18 protein-coding genes are annotated in these 16677 nt (G+C 45.6%); 2 read left to right on the top strand and 16 right to left on the bottom strand.

The genetic code is table 11. The annotated features are described in order from the left end of the window. Positions 1 to 213 precede the first annotated feature (213 nt). From nusB to hpsJ-B, 4 genes are all read right to left on the bottom strand, one after another. Positions 214 to 834, bottom strand: a complete 621-nt coding sequence (gene nusB, locus AC3A14_RS13985; protein WP_318699835.1) for a transcription antitermination factor NusB — start codon at positions 832 to 834, stop codon at positions 214 to 216. A 33-nt stretch (positions 835 to 867) separates the two neighbouring features. Beyond that, entirely contained in the window at positions 868 to 1632 is a 765-nt protein-coding gene (locus tag AC3A14_RS13980; RefSeq protein ID WP_318731692.1) for a DUF502 domain-containing protein, read from the bottom strand. Positions 1633 to 1892: 260 nt separating this feature from the next. Continuing rightward, positions 1893 to 2792 (bottom strand): glycosyltransferase family 2 protein, encoded by a 900-nt coding sequence (locus AC3A14_RS13975; RefSeq protein WP_318731691.1) that lies wholly within the window; start codon positions 2790 to 2792, stop codon positions 1893 to 1895. Between the two features lie 233 nt (positions 2793 to 3025). Further along, complete coding sequence (hpsJ-B, locus tag AC3A14_RS13970) at positions 3026 to 3823, bottom strand: hormogonium polysaccharide biosynthesis protein HpsJ (RefSeq protein WP_318731690.1); 798 nt, start codon at positions 3821 to 3823, stop codon at positions 3026 to 3028. A 275-nt stretch (positions 3824 to 4098) separates the two neighbouring features. Here hpsJ-B and AC3A14_RS13965 point away from each other — a divergent pair, with 275 nt between their 5' ends. Further along, complete coding sequence (locus AC3A14_RS13965) at positions 4099 to 4752, top strand: tetratricopeptide repeat protein (protein WP_318731689.1); 654 nt, start codon at positions 4099 to 4101, stop codon at positions 4750 to 4752. An 83-nt stretch (positions 4753 to 4835) separates the two neighbouring features. Here the strand turns inward: AC3A14_RS13965 and AC3A14_RS13960 are convergent, their stop codons facing one another. From AC3A14_RS13960 to AC3A14_RS13930, 7 genes are all read right to left on the bottom strand, one after another. Beyond that, positions 4836 to 6416, bottom strand: a complete 1581-nt coding sequence (locus AC3A14_RS13960; protein ID WP_318731688.1) for a cation:proton antiporter — start codon at positions 6414 to 6416, stop codon at positions 4836 to 4838. 185 nt (positions 6417 to 6601) lie between these two features. Continuing rightward, the gene (locus tag AC3A14_RS13955) at positions 6602 to 7366 is read right to left on the bottom strand and encodes a Uma2 family endonuclease (protein ID WP_318731687.1); all 765 of its coding nucleotides are present in this window, start codon (positions 7364 to 7366) and stop codon (positions 6602 to 6604) included. Between the two features lie 87 nt (positions 7367 to 7453). Then, positions 7454 to 8068, bottom strand: coding sequence for a CP12 domain-containing protein (locus AC3A14_RS13950; RefSeq protein ID WP_318731686.1), 615 nt, complete (start codon positions 8066 to 8068; stop codon positions 7454 to 7456). 49 nt (positions 8069 to 8117) lie between these two features. Continuing rightward, complete coding sequence (gene hypB, locus AC3A14_RS13945) at positions 8118 to 8915, bottom strand: hydrogenase nickel incorporation protein HypB (RefSeq protein WP_318701974.1); 798 nt, start codon at positions 8913 to 8915, stop codon at positions 8118 to 8120. A 4-nt stretch (positions 8916 to 8919) separates the two neighbouring features. Then, on the bottom strand, positions 8920 to 9261 hold the full coding sequence (gene hypA, locus AC3A14_RS13940; protein ID WP_271941469.1) for a hydrogenase maturation nickel metallochaperone HypA: 342 nt from the start codon (positions 9259 to 9261) through the stop codon (positions 8920 to 8922). Between the two features lie 27 nt (positions 9262 to 9288). Next, positions 9289 to 9870: a hydrogenase maturation protease gene (locus AC3A14_RS13935; RefSeq protein ID WP_318701976.1), complete on the bottom strand. Its 582-nt coding sequence runs from the start codon at positions 9868 to 9870 to the stop codon at positions 9289 to 9291. A gap of 155 nt (positions 9871 to 10025) precedes the next feature. Next, the gene (locus tag AC3A14_RS13930) at positions 10026 to 11171 is read right to left on the bottom strand and encodes a beta-ketoacyl-ACP synthase (RefSeq protein WP_318731684.1); all 1146 of its coding nucleotides are present in this window, start codon (positions 11169 to 11171) and stop codon (positions 10026 to 10028) included. 108 nt (positions 11172 to 11279) lie between these two features. On the opposite strand from AC3A14_RS13930, the gene AC3A14_RS13925 reads away from it, so the two are divergent. Beyond that, complete coding sequence (locus AC3A14_RS13925; RefSeq protein WP_413039122.1) at positions 11280 to 11867, top strand: Uma2 family endonuclease; 588 nt, start codon at positions 11280 to 11282, stop codon at positions 11865 to 11867. Positions 11868 to 11942: 75 nt separating this feature from the next. On the opposite strand, the gene AC3A14_RS13920 is transcribed toward AC3A14_RS13925, so the two are convergent. Genes AC3A14_RS13920 through AC3A14_RS13900 form a run of 5 tightly spaced genes read right to left on the bottom strand, consistent with a single transcriptional unit; the run spans position 11943 to position 16157 of the window. Next, positions 11943 to 12587: a flavin monoamine oxidase family protein gene (locus AC3A14_RS13920; protein ID WP_318731682.1), complete on the bottom strand. Its 645-nt coding sequence runs from the start codon at positions 12585 to 12587 to the stop codon at positions 11943 to 11945. Positions 12588 to 12631: 44 nt separating this feature from the next. Beyond that, complete coding sequence (locus AC3A14_RS13915) at positions 12632 to 13753, bottom strand: RNA-guided endonuclease InsQ/TnpB family protein (RefSeq protein WP_318731681.1); 1122 nt, start codon at positions 13751 to 13753, stop codon at positions 12632 to 12634. Positions 13754 to 13768: 15 nt separating this feature from the next. Next, positions 13769 to 14782, bottom strand: a complete 1014-nt coding sequence (locus AC3A14_RS13910) for an FAD-dependent oxidoreductase (RefSeq protein ID WP_318731680.1) — start codon at positions 14780 to 14782, stop codon at positions 13769 to 13771. A gap of 13 nt (positions 14783 to 14795) precedes the next feature. Then, a complete protein-coding gene (locus AC3A14_RS13905; protein WP_318731679.1) occupies positions 14796 to 15527 on the bottom strand; it encodes a peptidylprolyl isomerase in 732 nt (243 codons plus the stop codon). A 57-nt stretch (positions 15528 to 15584) separates the two neighbouring features. Next, positions 15585 to 16157, bottom strand: coding sequence for a photosystem I assembly protein Ycf4 (locus AC3A14_RS13900; RefSeq protein WP_318701981.1), 573 nt, complete (start codon positions 16155 to 16157; stop codon positions 15585 to 15587). Between the last annotated feature and the right edge of the window lie 520 nt (positions 16158 to 16677).

The following is a 16677-nucleotide window of genomic DNA, read 5'->3' as shown; positions in this document are numbered from 1 at the left end:
TTTGCTATCTCGTAAAAGTCAACTACTTTTTTGGTTTAATTTCAATAGTTCAATTACTGTATAGCGATATATAATTTTGAGCAACTAAAGCGTATTAAAACTTAACAAATCGCCACCGAGTAGTAGAGGTGACAAATTTTTCGCCTCTACAGATACCGCCGTTGTCGATCGAGCATCATGTATCAACCTTAATTGAAGTGACTTTACCTATGCCTACTTAGACTGCTCTTCCTTGAGTAACGTTACCACCCGACGCAACACCCCATTAATAAACCGATATTCCTGCTCCCCACTGTAGCGTTTGGCTAACTTCACCGCTTCATCAATAGCTATCCGTTCATCCAGGTTAACGTACAAAATTTCTGCCACTGCAATTCTGAGAATATCGCGATCGATACGAGCAATGCGCTCTAACTGCCAATTGACCATCGCCTTAGATAAAATAGAGTCCAACTCCTGGTGATTTTGAATGACCCGACTAACCAACTCTAAAGCATAATCTTGAACAACTGTTTGCTCTTGATAATAATGGACTTTCTCGGGAAACGTCATCGCATCTCCCAATTGATTAATAGCCATTTGGGTGAGTTCAACCGCCTCTTTGAGCATCGCTCTAGAGCTGGCAATATTGGGGGCCACTGTTTCGCTATTCAACAGGCGATCGTTTCCTCTCTCCAACTGAGCCGATGCCATCTCTAAAGACTCTGATGCTTCCGTTTGCAACGTCTTCACTGCTGCTAAGATCATCGATTCAAGGTTTTCCGGAGTCTTTCGCTTAGAAAACTGGGAAAGACTCAGCAAGGCAAGTTCACGAGCAATTTGGCGCGGTTGCATAATTCTTAAAAGCCGAAGATTGGCCCTCTAACACTACTCAACTTTAGAAGATTCCTCAAGAGTCAGAGAAACCGTTAGGCCAAGTTTTTCAGCCGGATTCTCAGTCAATTGAGACTTCTTCCGATCCTCTAGTGTATATCCTGATTGGTCATCCGCTGGCGGAAGCAGTGCCATTGTGGGGTTAACGATACCGGCTGAGACGACCACCTTAAAGGCATCTTCAATCGAGATTGCTAAATTAATCACGTCCTTCTCCGGGACGATCGCATACCATCCAGTAGTAGGATTTGGCGTGGTGGGAATAAATACATTAATCATCGGTACTGGAAACTTGGAGCGTAAATCTGAACTCACCGGGCCAGTGACAAACCCCATCGACCATAGTCCCTCACGGGGATATTCAACTAACACCACTCGTCGAAACTTATCTTTAGAATCTTTGAGTAAGGTTTCCAATAATTGCTTTAAGGTTTTATAAACCGAACCAGCTAAAGGAATCGCCTGTACAATCCGCTCCCCCACATCCAACAACCAGCGGCCGACGATATTCCGAGCCATCAAACCAATGACCAGGATACTGAGTAAGGGAACGGCAAGCCCGACAACCAGATTGAGAAGAGAGACTAAAATTGGATGTAATCCATCAAAGGGGTTCACCTGTTTAGGAATCTGGGTGAGGACATTGACCACCCAACTGGCTATGGTAATGGTTAGCCAGATTGTGGTTGCCAATGGGATCACCACCAGCAAACCAGCAATCAAATCATTCTTCAAATCTTGCTTCAAGCGTTGGAACACAAAGATTCTTTACTCAGGGAACAGGGAATAGGCAGTGGGCAGAAACCGGCTTTCTAGCCTGACTCCCGACTCCCGAATCGGGACGATCCCCACTATTGGCTATCATAAAACACTTTGCCGGCGATCTGTGGAATAGCTGACGAATTGAGGGCTATCTACACGAATCCAACAAAGGGGAAAACCGGGTTTTGCCTATTGCCTTTTGCCTCTTGCATCCCCTAATACACAATTCGCTCACAGCCTTAACGGGTGATCGATGACTATGGCCTATTGCCTATTGCCTCCTCTTGTGAATTCTGGGCAGAATTTTCCTGTGGCTTTAAGGTCTGTGGATCTAACTCAGGGACGGGTAAATATTGCATTTCCCAGGTTTTCAATAAAATCAGATATTCATAAAAGGCTTGTAGAGTACACCAAGCTAAACCGGGCGAACCATCCCAACATCCCCCTAAAATGAAATACATATAGAAAAATCGTACAACCGGGCGAAAGGGTAGACGCAAGGAGAGATCTTTAAGCGCTCGTCGTCTAGCGACTTCGGTTTTCCCAAAGACTAACTCAGCCCAGTTGACCTTCCCTTTTTCCAGTTGACGGATGGTTTCGGCTGCTTCATCGGTGGAATAGCGATTATGCTTTTCGAGCCACCGACTGAGACCTTTACTACAGGTATAGTGAGGATAGGTTTCTTTGAGAAATCCTGTGGGGCCATCACACACTTCTCGTTCAGTATGGCCATAATCGCTAAACCAAACTCGATCGGGACGCAAGAGCCGCAATTGATACCGAGGATATTGAGTACTGTAGCGAATCCAACGATTCATGAACATCACTCGTTCTGCCACATAGTAACCCACTTTGTCGGCTGATTTAACCACCTCTAAGCACTCGTTAAATAACTCAGGGGTCATGCGCTCGTCTGCTTCTAGGATATATATCCAAGGATGTTTAGCCGGGACTTCTTGGAGCATCCAAGTGCGTTGACGGCCATGGCTTTCAAATTTATGCTCAACAATGCGGACAGGATAACGTTGGGCAATTTCGACAGTGCGATCTCTACTGAGCGAATCGACCACAATCACATCATCCGACACTAGAGCAGATTCAATACAAGGGCCAATATCCAGTTCTTCGTTATAGGTGAGAATATAAATTGAGAACATTTTCAGTCAATCAGAGCTAAAACTTCAGGAGCAGGTAGGGTCAAAAAGCGATCGCTCCCTCATGTGGGTTTCTAGTGGACTGAAACAGCTCGAATCGGGCATTATGATTCTGATGGTATGGGTTAAGTCTTGCCCATCCTCTCGCTCTTAACGCCCTTCCCCATCTTCATCTCATGCTACGCTTAAACTGGAACGGTACACTAGGTTTGGCGATCGCTCAAAACAGAAGGATCTTACCGACGGCGCTTCTTCCGTCCTCCACCTCCAAGTTGTACACCGGTCAAACCAACACCCAAATACCCAACCGCTAATAAGGCTCCATTCATCGATTGAGATATAGATTTTACCGTAGTCACTTGGGCCCTCTCTTCCCGTTGCATCTTCTCTTCCTCGATTTGGGTTCTTGCCCGTTGGGGTAGAGCGGTTACCTGTTGATCGATGAAGCTATCAATTGCACTGGGATCATCCTTGAACTGCTGGAGTAACTCAGCTTGTCCTTCTGGTGCTTGTTCTATAGCTTGTTGAAACTGCTCCTCATTACTAATTAAGGTATTAATCTGAGTCCTAAATTGTTCTCGACGTTGATCTAATCCCGCCTGAAATTGGGGATTTTCCAATTGATCTTGCAATTGTTGTTCAGCTTGTTGGGCTTGTACGTCCAAGTTTCTCAGAGCGCGGTTACGACTGCGCACCGTGTCAATACTATGTAGGGGAACCACTAAGAGATAAACAATTCCTAAAATCAGGGAGACTAAGACGGCTGCTGACCGCAACATCCCCTGTTTAGAGCCGCTTGTCCCTTCTGAATCTTTAATCCAAATTCCCCCTAAAAGTAGGGCAACTCCCACCAAGGGAATTACCCCTCGGTCAATCAACTGACTGGTAAAATTGAGTCTCCATTGGGGACTCAGAAGGTTAGGAGGAATAGCGATAATCAGAATATCAATAATAAACGAGACAATCATCACTAAGCCCACCAGTTGCAGTGACCGGGAGGCTAAGGGAGAAATAGGGTTGCTACTTGCTTTCATATGAAATGGTTATGTTTTACGATCGGAATATTGAGAGACCCTTGAAAATGCCCTGAAGTCGTTGGCCAAAGATGACCAGAACCAGGATAACATCGAAAACCGATGAACTGGTATAGTGCTGCGTGCTAGGCAAAAGGCAAAAGATGATGGGGGCTAGTTAAAGCAAAAACAGTTGACTCATTACTGAATTCCCCATTACCAGCACAAAGCGCTATATATTACAGTTTAAGCGATCGCTCTTGTATGAATTATCCTCAGATGGCTTCAGGTGTCTCATGATTTCTAGTTTCACTCCTATTTTGGCAAACGTCTATTTTCCGATCGCTCTCTTAATTTTGGGACTGGGGTTCTGGGGACAACCGAGTCTCGCTTACCTCTGTTCCCCCTTATCGATCGCTCAAGAGGAAATCCCTAATGATGAAGAGGAAACCCCTAGTGATGCCCTTGATGAGGCTCAAAAGTATAATCAACAAGGGATTGAGTTAATGAAATTGGGGGACTATTCCGAAGCGGTGGAAGCGTTTCAACAGGCATTGGAAATTTATCCCAATTCGGAGAAAATTTATTCTAATTTAGGCATTGCCCTGGGTCACGATCGCCGATTTGACGAAGCAGTGGTTGCTTTTCAGGGGGCCATAGAGATTAATCCCCAGAATTGGGAGACCTATAATAATTTAGGGATTGCCCTAGGCTCTCAGGAAAAGTATGATGAGGCGATCGCGGCTTTTGATGAGGCGATTGTCCTCAATCCAGATGCTCCCATGTCCTACCATAATTCGGCCGTAGCCTATATCAAACAAGAGAAATGGGAGGAAGCCATCACCTCACTCGAAGCCGCCCAAGAGCGCTATGCTAATTTAGGCAAAACTGAGGTGGTTGAGTTAATCGATCAGGTGTTGTCTGATTTGCGCCAGAAAATTGGGGAATAGGGAATAGAGAATGGGGAATAGGCAATAGGCAATAGGCAATAGGCAATAAGCAATCCTCCCCATCTCCCCATCTCCCCATCCCCCTATCCCCCCATCCCCTCTTCCTTATCTTGGAAAACATCAACCAGGTAGGGGGAAAGCTCCTGATTAAGTTGTCCAGCTTTGATAAACTCGGCATAGGTATCTGCTTCGATCGCCAAAAGTTCCTCCCGCAATTGTTCAATAGCATATTCTCTCGTTTGGGGATGTTGTTGCCGCAGTTCTTGAATGTTCCGCTCTAACTGCTCTAGTTCTCCTTGCACGAGAGCGGCTTGATAACGATAGTATTCTGGCTCAATTTCCGGCCGTTGTTTGCCGGATGTCAGGGTTTCCATGACTCGATTCAGCGCTACTCGGCGAGCTACAGCTTCTAAATATTGCCGTCTTAGGGGTTCATCACCGAGAAGGTTTAAGCCTTGTAAGAGGGGTTTAATCGTTAAGCCTTGGACTAAGAGGGTAAAAAGAACCACACCAAAGACAGTTGCACTGATTTGATCCCGTCCTTCTAGGGCAATGGGTAAACTTAGGGCTAGGGCGATAGAAACGGAGCCGCGCAACCCTCCCCACCAGAGTACGGTTTGTTCTTTCCAATTAATATCCACTTCAGTCATCCAATTACTCAAGGTACCTAAGCTGTAAATGGCGATCGCCCGCGTAACAATCATGGCAGCGATGGTAATCAGAATCTCATCTAAATTTTCCATCAGACTAGAGAATTGCATCTGATCTCCAATCAAGAGGAAAACAATGGAGTTCACAAAAAAGGCTAAAAATTCCCAAAATTCACTGACAATGACGCGGGTGCGGGGATTCATGCCAATACGGGAGCCAAAGTTACCTAAAATTAAACCTACAGTAACCACCCCAATGACCCCCGATCCGCCGGCTTCTTCAATTAAAATGTAGGTTCCATAGGCGGAAATCAGGGTTAAGGATTGTTCGACCAAGGGTAAATCAAAGCGCTGGGTAAGATAGGAAATACCAAAGCCAATTAGTCCACCAATGCCTAAGCCTAAACCGACAAAGACGGCAAAATGAACAAGACTCGCTTGTAGGTTAAATTCTTCTATGCCTAGGGGAATACCGACGAGTAAACTAAAGGCCACGACTGCTACCCCATCGTTAAACAGGCTTTCCCCTTCCATCACCACGCTGAGGCGTTTGGGAGCGCCTAATTCCCGGAACAGAGCAACCACAGAAACAGGATCGGTTGCCGAGAGACTTGCACCTAACAGCAGAGCAGTCGCTAGGGGTAAACCGGTGAGTTGATTAACTCCCACACCAATACCAATCACGGAAATGGCTACGCCGAGGATGGCAAAGAGGCTAATGGGAACGATGTTTTTTTTCAGCCCTGACCATTTTAGATTCCAAGCGGCTTCAAAGAGGAGGGGAGGCAAGAAAATGGAGAGGATGAGCTGCGGGGAGAGGTTGACTAAGCGCACATCAACGAGGGCGAGTCCAAGTCCAACAATCACCAGGAGGAGGGTGTAGGGAATCTGGCGAAACCAAGGGAGAATTTGGGGTAAGGTGGCAACGCTGAGAGAAACGGAGAGGACAAGAAGAAATTGCTGGAGGTTAGCGGCGATCGCTCCCTGTTCTTCTGCTACAGTCGCTATCAGCATAGTCAGTTACTCCAAATGCTCTGGCTCAAGTCAGGGATATTGTATCCGACCCTTGGGGAGTTTGCTAGGGTCAATCCGGTTATACCCAACTTTTTCCGCTCCTTAGATGGTTTTCGAGTAAGGGTTATGGGAGAGAAGGAGAAAAATTAACACAAAAATGCGATTGCCTTCTCTAATATTGAGAGTTAATAATTGGATAGATTATCCGGATCTAAACCCATGGCAATCAGGCGCTCTTTCAATTCCTGCAATGCGGCTTGTGCTTGTTTTCTTCCTTCTGCTTCTGTCGGAATTAAATTCCCCGATTGATCATAAAATCTTAGCCACAATCGCTCTACTCCTTTATAACTTCCTTGCCATAACCTCAATCCTAATCCTAACTCTTCTAACCACAATTCCTTATTCTTTATCTCTAGCTCTTGATAGCGATTTTCTTCTAACTGAAATGCTCTAAAATTGTCCTGTTCCCCTTCGTAAACGATATAATAGGGCACTTGTAGCCATTGTTCGTAAACTTCCCACTTGTTTGGTACTTCATCGCTCTCTTTACGAGTTGTTTGTCCCAAGTCTTCTCGTTGCGTACTCGGTGACAACAGTTCCACAATCATAAACGGATGCACTTCTTCTTGCCAGACGACATAACTTTTGCGTAATTCTCTCTGTTCGTAGAGTCGAGATACTCCGACTACTCCAAACCAGTCCGGACGTTTGTATCGTTTGGTATTCTCCACATCGTAGTAGAGATTCAAATCCATGGCTGAAAAGACCTGCTCTGGTGAATAGGTGGCAGGTTGAAACGTTTCTTCTAACAGTTGAGCCGGTATGGGATGATATTGGTCTGGCAAACCCGATTCTCCTACTTCTTCACTCGGTAGTTCGTACATCGTGGGTAGGTTTTCTCTTTTGGGAGTCCGAGAGATTTTTGTTGACTTTTGGGTCAGGTTAACCATAATGGGGACTTTTAAAGGAAAGAAGGGTTGATTTTTTACGGATTACTTAATCCCTCTCGGCTAGGAGAGGGATTGGCTTCCCAACGTTTAAGTGTCGTACATCCGCGCTTCTATAGCATCGGGATGTTCTTCACAGTATTGTTCAAACTTGGTTTTGGTGATTTTCTGTGCTTGCTGGTGAGCTGCTTCGGCTTCTAGCTCTTCGACAATATCCCAAGCGACCGCACATTCACGGGAGTTGGGGCCTTTCTCTTTACAAATTGCCCGGGCTTCGGTAAGTGCCTTTTCAATTTCTTCTTGTAGGGTGATGGCTTTGGGTTTTTCGAGAAAATCACCGCGATTGAGAATATCGGTAATCGAAATAATGCCCATGACTTCGCCACTGATTACGGGAGCGCGATGCAGTTGTAAATTGGCAAATAACCGGGCGACATATTCAACTCCTAAATCGGGATTGATTACCACACAGGGTTTGGTCATAATTTCATAAACTCGGACTGTTTTGGGGTCAGTTCCATAGGCCGTGACTTTATACACTATGTCACTTTCTGTTACAATTCCATAGCTATCTTGGTCATGACGGCGTTTAACGATGAGCGAACGAATGTTTTTTGCTCGCATGAGTTTAACGGCTTCGTCTACTGTGGCTAAACCGCCAATCATCACCACATCTTTGGTCATGATATCTGATGCTTTTAACATGTTTTTTCCTCTTTTAAGTCTCTGTTTACAATCGAGTTAACATTGGAGATTATGGATGTACTAATTGGGGAGCAAGTGGGTTAATTTGTTCCTCTAAATAACCATACCACTGTTCGAGACCAAAACCACTTCGGGCAGATACTTCAAAAACCTGGGCTTGTGGGGCGACTTGCTGAAGGTTTTTGAGGGCAATTTTGCGATCGAATCCAACGACTTCAGCAATGTCAATTTTGTTGAGCAGAATGACATCAGCACTCTTAAACAGGGTAGGATATTTGAGGGGTTTATCTTCTCCTTCTGTGGTAGAAAGTAGAGCTACGCGCAAGGTTTCGCCGAGATCGTAGGCAGCGGGACAAACCAAATTACCGACGTTTTCTATGATCAAAAGCTGTAATGGATCAAGGGGAATTTCGGCGATCGCCTGGGCAATCATATCCGCTTCTAAATGGCAGATACTGCCGGTGGTAATTTGCACGACAGGAGCACCGGTTTCCCGTAATCTTTGAGCATCATTATCCGTGGCTAAATCTCCCACGATCACCCCTGTGGGGAGTCGTTCTCCCAGATCCGAGAGGGTGCGTTGAATCAGGGTTGTTTTGCCAGAACCCGGAGAAGAAAGGATATTCAAAACTAACAGCCCTTTGGCTAAAAAATAGCCTCGGTTACGTTCAGCGAGGCGGTCATTTTTGGCTAAAATAGCTTGGTGAACCGGTAGGGTATGGGTATGGGCACGATCGCCGTGATGATGATCGTGGGCACGATCATGATGATGATCATGGGAGGGATGAGAATGGCTATGAATCTCAACTTTTCCAGGAGTTACGGCACAACCACAATCAGTACACATGGATTTAAGAAACCTCCAAGGATGCTAACTCTAATTCTTTCCCTTGACGAACTTCCCGGCTTAGTTGTCCACAGTGAGGACAGATATGAATAATGTCACTGGGATAGAAGTTTTCCTGACAATTGGAACAGTAACATTCAACCGGTATGGTTTCGATTTCTAGTGTAGCACTCTGGGCAATTGTATTTTGAGTCACGACATCAAACGCAAAGTTTAAAGCTTCTGGAACAACACCGGAGAGTTCTCCCACGTTGAGTTTAATCCGATGAATTTGTTTTGCCCCCTGGTTTTGAGCGTGGTTGAGGGCAAGTTTTAGGGTTTCTTCCATGATACTGACTTCGTGCATAGTCAATTAAAAATTAAAGCTTAAAAATTAAAGAGTGTGACGATTTTGGATCAGGTGGGTGATGTGATTGAGGGCAATTTTAACGCGCTGTTGTGCAAGAGGGGAGAGACGATCGCTGTCGGAAAAATCTACTCCAGGGACGCTAATCATCCAGGCTTGGGGTACAGTGTGATATAACCATTGGCACAAGGAAAGTAAGCGAGGAGGGCTGAGGGAATGTCCCCAAGGTAATCCTTGTTCTGGCACCGCTTCAAGTTTGGAGAGGGTTACGTCGTCTCCGGATAGGGCAGCATCAACAAAAATAGCTAACTGGACTGCGGATAATTCTTGCGCTAATTCTGGCATAAGCTGATGGACAGCACGCGATCGCACATTCATCCATTCCCACTCTTCTACTCTCATCGCTACCGTTTGCCCAATGCCATCATCACCTCGTAGGAGGTTACCATAGCCGATAACTAGGACTGTGGGTGAGAGATGAGATGGGGGGATAGGGGGATGGGGAGATGGAGAAATCATGACCATTAAACCGTTGTTGGAGGATGGGATGAGTTGTGGTTTCAATTGTGATGTATTAGTTTGGCGATCGCATTTTATGGGTTCCGCCATTTATCCTAAATCTTGCTGCACCATCTATCCTAAATTTTGCTGGTTTTCTTAATACCCTGCGATCGGATCTGCTGACAGAGAACTTAATTTAAAATTAAGATTTTTGTATACTTTCCCCAATCAGTCCTCTTCTGTAGAAAGTAATTCGTCACGAATCAACTCTTCTTGCCCAGGGCGATCGCCCCATTATTCCCGCCAAAGGCAAAACTTAAACACAAACAATGTTGTATCGGCTGAGAACGGGCAGCACGAACAACACTGATATTAAACTCTGGCTCCCTTAACCCCACACAAGGAGGTAAGATTTGATGCTTGAGTGCCATTAAAGAAAAGGCGATACCCAATGCTCCAGAAGCACCCAATGTATGCCCGGTTGCGCCTTTCGTGGAGCTAACAGGAACTGTTGCTGGAAATAGGTGCTGGATCAGTTGGCTTTCGGCGGCATCATTTAAGGGAGTGCTGGTTCCATGGGCATGGATGTAGTCGATAGAACTTGGAGTTAAGCCCGATCGCTCCAAACAAGTTTTAATGGCGATCGCTGCACTCATGCGATCCGGTTTAGGGGCGCTCACATGGTAGGCATCACTGGTAAAGGCGGCTCCCAGGATTTGACCATAAATAGAGGCTTGACGCTGCTGTGCTGACTCTAGGGATTCTAGGAGGAGAAATGCGCCTCCTTCCCCTAAAACCAACCCTTCGCGATCGCGGTCAAAGGGATAACATCCCGTTTTCGCTAAGGCTCCCATTTGCGTAAATCCCGCTAGAGTCAAAGGTGTGATCGGCGCTTCAATTGCCCCGGCTAAAACCTGTTGAGTATAGCCGCAGCGAATCAGTTCATAGCCTTGGGCGATCGCCCACATGCCCGTATTGCAAGCATTCATGGGAGCTTGGACAATCCCTTGAGTCCCGGTAAGTTGAGCCGCTATTCGCGCGGGAAGATCGGGCAAATAGTCTAGACAATTGGATATATGGGGGAATCCTGGATCTCCCGTTAAAAACCGCCCGGCGATCGCTTCCCAACTCCCTTGAGCGCTGCGACTCGATCCCACAACAATCCCCAGATCGGGTAAGGGAGGAGTCATATCTGCATCCTCCAAAGTCTCCAGGACTAACTGACGAGTCAGCTCTCGCAAAGAAGCCGGGCGATCGCCAATCATAGCTAGAGGACGAGGCGTTAAGTCCGGAAACGGTTGCGCCATGGCGATCGCTGATTCCAGATTGAGGAGCTTGTGCCAAGTCCCATTATCGCGCGATCCCAACGCCGAGACTAAACCCAATCCAGTAACAACAACGACTGTCATAATATCGAAAACTAGGGGATTTTAATATTATCATTAAAAGATGCGGAGGTCGTAGGGTAGACACTACCAGCCTTACTGGCTACTAGCTTAAGGCAATATAGGAGGTAAATTATGGTTGCTGCAATGACAAAACAGAGCGCAGTTGAAGAGTATCTAGAACAGGAAAATCGGAATATTGACAAAAGCGAGTTTATTCAAGGAGAGATCATCAAAATGGCGGGTGCATCAGCGAATCACAATATTCTTACAGGAAAACTTCATGCTCTCTTGCTGTTTGCTTTAGAGGATCGGGGTTATTCTGTATTTATGAGCGACATGCGCTTGTGGTTGTCTGCATCCGAGAGTTATGTTTATCCTGATATCATGGCGATCGCGGGAGAGCCAATGTTTACCGACAGCAAACAGATGGCGCTCACGAATCCTTGTTTAATTGCTGAAGTTTTATCCTCGTCCACCGAAGGATTCGATAAAAACCAAAAATTTGCCCTCTATCGCTCCATTCCCCAGCTACAGGAATATTTGTTAATCGATCAATTTTCCTATCGGGTAGAACTCTATCGTAAGGTTGGCGATCGCCAATGGTTGCTCACGGAGTTAATTGATGAAGATACAATAGTAGAATTGCAGTCAGTAGATGTTACGATCAAATTGGCCGATCTGTACAAGCGAGTCCAATTTGAGCAATCTCAAGAATAAAATCAAATCTGATTAAATCGTTCTGACCGGCTTCAGGATTTGAATTAATACGAGGTATCCATAATGTTGTCTCACTCAGGCTCTTGAAGATGCGACAACTCCCAACTGCTTCAAAACCGTTTGTGCAGCTAAACGTCCTGACTGTGCCCCACCATTCATATAGCCTTGATAGTCATCACTGGTGTGTTCTCCGGCAAAAATCAAGCGTCCCTGATGAACGTTTTGCTCATCTTCTCCCTCTAAATAAACATGATTTTGAATAAATCCTGTGTACTGTCCTGGCTTAAAACAAGCATAGCTACCTAAAGCATAAGGATCGGTCGGCCAATGGAGGCGAGTGGCTTTTCCATTGTACGTTTCCAGTAGATTGGGAATTAAACGATCGAGCATTTTGGTATAGAGTTGTCCATTCTCCTCTATGCTGTAGCGCTGGCTATTGAAACCGATATCTCCACCCAAATAATAGGTTAGCGCTCCAAGTTTAGACGGTTGAAGTTGCGAGGCTTCAAAACAGCTTTGCCAGGACAGATCTGTATATCCCAGACCACTCAATCCTCGATCTCGCCAGACAGGTTGGTTATGACCTACCGTAACTTTCACGTTATTGCCGTAACCCACCTCATTAATAAACCGGCGCAAGGTTTGTGGTAAGGGCAATTCTATCTGAATAGAACGAAGAACGCTAAACGGAATAGCGAGAACGACAATATCTGCATCCACATCATTGACATACTCCCCAGCCTAAAGGCATGGGGATTCTCCGCTCAAACAGCAATAGCAGTCTGGGACTGTCTTACATCGCCTAACGAATCAGTTGATGCCCCAACTGATTTAATATTTAAAGCAGCATTCAAATCTCTATCATGCTCCGTTGAACATGAAGGGCAAGACCATTGACGCTCTTTGAGTTTCAGTTCATTGAGTACATAACCGCATTCAGAGCAAGTCTTGGAACTGGGAAACCATTGATCGATATAAACTACACGCTTAGATTTCTTGGCAGCTACCCATTCAAGAATGGAAAGAAATTCAGCCAAGGCTAAATCGCCGATCTTTCTACCCCAAAGTCGTTGCATTCCTTTCAGATTGAGGGTTTCAAAGTACAAAACATCAAACCGATCGGTTAACTCATGGGCTAACTTCCACTGCCAATCTCGTCTACGATTAACAATGGCTTCATGTTTTCGAGCCAGATTCCGTCTTGCCTTGTTCCAATTTCTAGAGCCTTTTTTCTTGCTCGATAAAGTTTGGGACGCTTTACGGACATCCTTGATGGACTGCTTCAGGAATAAAGGAGATTTTATCTTAAATCCTTCTGAGCAAGTTAAAAAATCTTTCAAACCAAAATCAAACCCTGCTGTTTTACCAGACTCGGGAGCGATTGGTTTTTCTGAGCTATCAACCACAACGGCTATAAACAGTTCACCTAATGGTGTTCGCTTTACCGTTAGAGTCTTAATCTTTCCTTCTATTTCCCGGCTCTTCCAAAACTGATAGACTTTATCGCCTATCTTTACCCGGTTGCCACCTAGGAATTTATAGCCAGCTTGTTTTAGGGTGAAGGACTTATATTTTTTGACTTTCTTAAAACTTGGTGGTCTAAAACCTTTTCCATCATGCTTGAAGAATAGCTTATAAGCTTTATCTATTCGCTGACAAATATCTTGAACAGCTTGAGAGCCAACTAACTGCCAAAAAGAATTACGCTTTCTTAACTTAGCGATATGTTTTTGCAGTTGGGCACAGTTTAAGTGCTTGCCCCACAATCGGTAGTAGCGTTTGTGAAGCGCTATACAATGATTATAGATAACCCCAGCAGCATTGATTTGTTGCTTTAGGTATCTATTTCGTTTATGTCTGTATAGCTTAAACTTTAGGGTTCTCATGGTTTGATTCTAACATCAGGAGTCGGGAAAAGCCGTCCTGGAAGGACGGGGCTTTAAACCCAATTCTTTGGTAAAATTGAAGGTGAGTTTAAAGCCCTCTCCGTGTTGCCGAATCGATTCTAAGGCCATTCCAGTCTCAATTTGATTCTGTAATTCTCCTGCGAGGGCATCGGTAATGGCTTGAGTCCCATTTTGAACTAGATATCGTTCATCCGAGTGTCCAGTCGATTCCACATTGCCTTCCCTATCTACGCTAGGAAGCAACCAGATTAGGTTAAGCGCTGTGATTTCATCGGCTTCGAGTCCCATCTCAGTAATCATGACGAGTTCAATGAATTCTCGTAACCATCCCGAGAGACCGATGCGATCGCAATACTCAGCAACGGAGAGAGCATCTAATTCAACACTGACATTCTCCCAATCTTCATCCAGGCGATCGGCATCGGCAGCCATGCGTTCGGCAACGGGGACAAGGGCTTCAGCAAGTTTGGCTTCCGAGAGCATTTGCCCATCAAAATGATACAGATCCGTGAGAGCCAATTCTTCAGGGACAAAGCGATCGAGCAGAGGAATCTGGAATTCTTGCGCCAGCGCCAGCATATCTTCATGGTCGCTATTGATATACTCAGCACCAAGGTTAACCCAAATCCCTGGACCCACCGCATCTTTCACCGTATACATTCTGCCTCCCACACGATCTGAGGCTTCATAAATTGTGGCGCGGTAGCCCGCCTTTTTCAGAGTGTAAGCAGTACTCAGACCCGCAATTCCTGCCCCCACGATCGCAATTTTGGGAGCAGATCCCTCTCGTGCCGACACAGTAGCAGCCGGAGATTGACAACCCGTCCCTAACAGCATTCCTCCAGCCAACCCACTAGCAATTTGCAAAAATGAGCGCCGCTTGAAACGTTGACGTTTCTGATTTTGTTGTATTTCTGACCATGCATCCAGAGGAATCTGATGACGATTCGATTCTGTTGCCGAACGCAAGGCGCGAGAGAAGAGACCAAATAAGGGATTGCGTGCCATAGATGAGAACCCACTAGCGCTTCAAGTTTTCCAGTCCCTGGGTGACTGTTGCTGAGTCAATCTTATCGCCCTGTTGAATTGCATCAACCCCTTCCATCCCCTCAGTTACATAACCAAATACAGCATAATTACCATCAAGGAAGGAGAGATCGGCTAATGTAAAATAGAACTGGGAAGATGCAGAATCGGGAAATTGCGATCGTGCCATCGCCACTGCACCACGAGTATGCTGAAGTTCCGGAGGCTTGTTAATTTGTGCCACAGGAAACGTTTGACTATAAATCGGTTTGCTCTCCTCTTGTGGGGTGATTTCCAGGGGAATTTGTCGCTCCTGTCCGGTTGCTGGATCGATAAATCCACCGGTTCCATTGCCTAGGGGATCTCCCCCTTGCACCACAAATGGTTGAGGCTCGCGCACTACCCGATGAAACGTCAAGCCATCATAAAACCCGCGCTCGACTAAATCCACAAAGTTTCCAGAAGTTACCGGTGCTTTTGTGCCATCTACACTAATTGTAATGGGCGAGCCTTTAACGGTCATTACCACTGTTGCTTTCCCTTCCAAAATGGGTAGCCCGTTAAAGGGACGATTGGGATCGGCACTCGCCACTGGGGAAGGGGTCGCTCCTGTGGCAGTGGGGGAGCCATCTGAGTCAGGAGCAGAGAGGCTATCACTGCATCCGGCGATCGCCAATGCACTTAACAGCATCAACGAGATGACCCAATATTTTGGTCTAATTTGCATAGGATTAATTGAATTTCTGTTACCAAAGCTACGGATTGATTGTACCGAATGGGTGGCTTAGAGTCCTTCTAAAGGCACTTCTAAAAATCGGGCTAACTCGGCGGCTTGGTTTTCTAGGTCTGAGAGACTCATGGGTTGTCCCACACGGGTTAAAGGAATATTCCCTTTTCCTTTTACTCGCAGATAAATTTTCCGCTGAGGATTAAGTCCTTCTTTAATAATTACGCCCACTGCTTGAATATCTTCTAAGGGATAAGTCAAGTCAATTTGGCGATTTTTCCCCGGAAATCCCCAACGAAAAACTTTAGCCACGCCAGTTTCATAGCTAAATTCGTTATATCCACCACCGACATCCCAGAGAATCACTAGCCATAGATACAGAGCTAGCAATAATCCCGCACTGCCATATAAGCCCATGACCAAACCTTGAGGCACGAATATTAGCTCGGTGGGGTTACTAAAGGGTATGAGGTTGACTTGCAGATAGCTCGATAACCCGGCTAATAAAAAGCCAGATGCGCCCATAGAAATGATGGTTGCCCAGGCATAATTACTCAGTCGGCGTGAACCGAGAATGGATTGATGTAAAACTTTTTTGTTCTTTGGTGTGGAGGTTCCTTGTGCCGTCATAGGTCTGGGTGAAGTTGGATCGCTATACCAAATTAAGAGTGCTTTCTGATTTTACCTTAATCTTTGTCCACCATTGGTAGGAAGCGATTTCCTCTTGTCCCCTCATCAAGCCACCCTCTTTTCTGAGAGAATCTGAGAAAATGTGTGACATATTGTAAAATTTCTCAGATTGTTTATTATAGATATTATGCGGAAAATCCAATCGCCTTAAGGACTTGGATGCCTGTTCTGCTTTCTTGTGGTATGTTAAGAAAGATTAATTTGCCCCTAAGCCTAAGCTTAAGAGGCAAATTAATTAAAATAATGGCTGTTCCTGAAAGTGGAGAGGTCATTCCTCATATAGGGAAAGACACTCAAGGGATTCTACCACCGAGTGGTCAATCTCTTAAGACATCCACATAGGGAACCTTTGGGAATTCATCCCCTGCAATTGATTTAAATTTGTAACGTCAGAGGATTTGCTCAATGACAATAGCAGTCGGACGCGCGCCCAGGGAAAGAGGATGGTTTGATGCCATCG

The organism is Roseofilum sp., from assembly GCF_982964205.1.
Note: the sequence above shows the minus strand (reverse complement) of the source record. Positions and strands in the feature narration are given on the sequence as shown.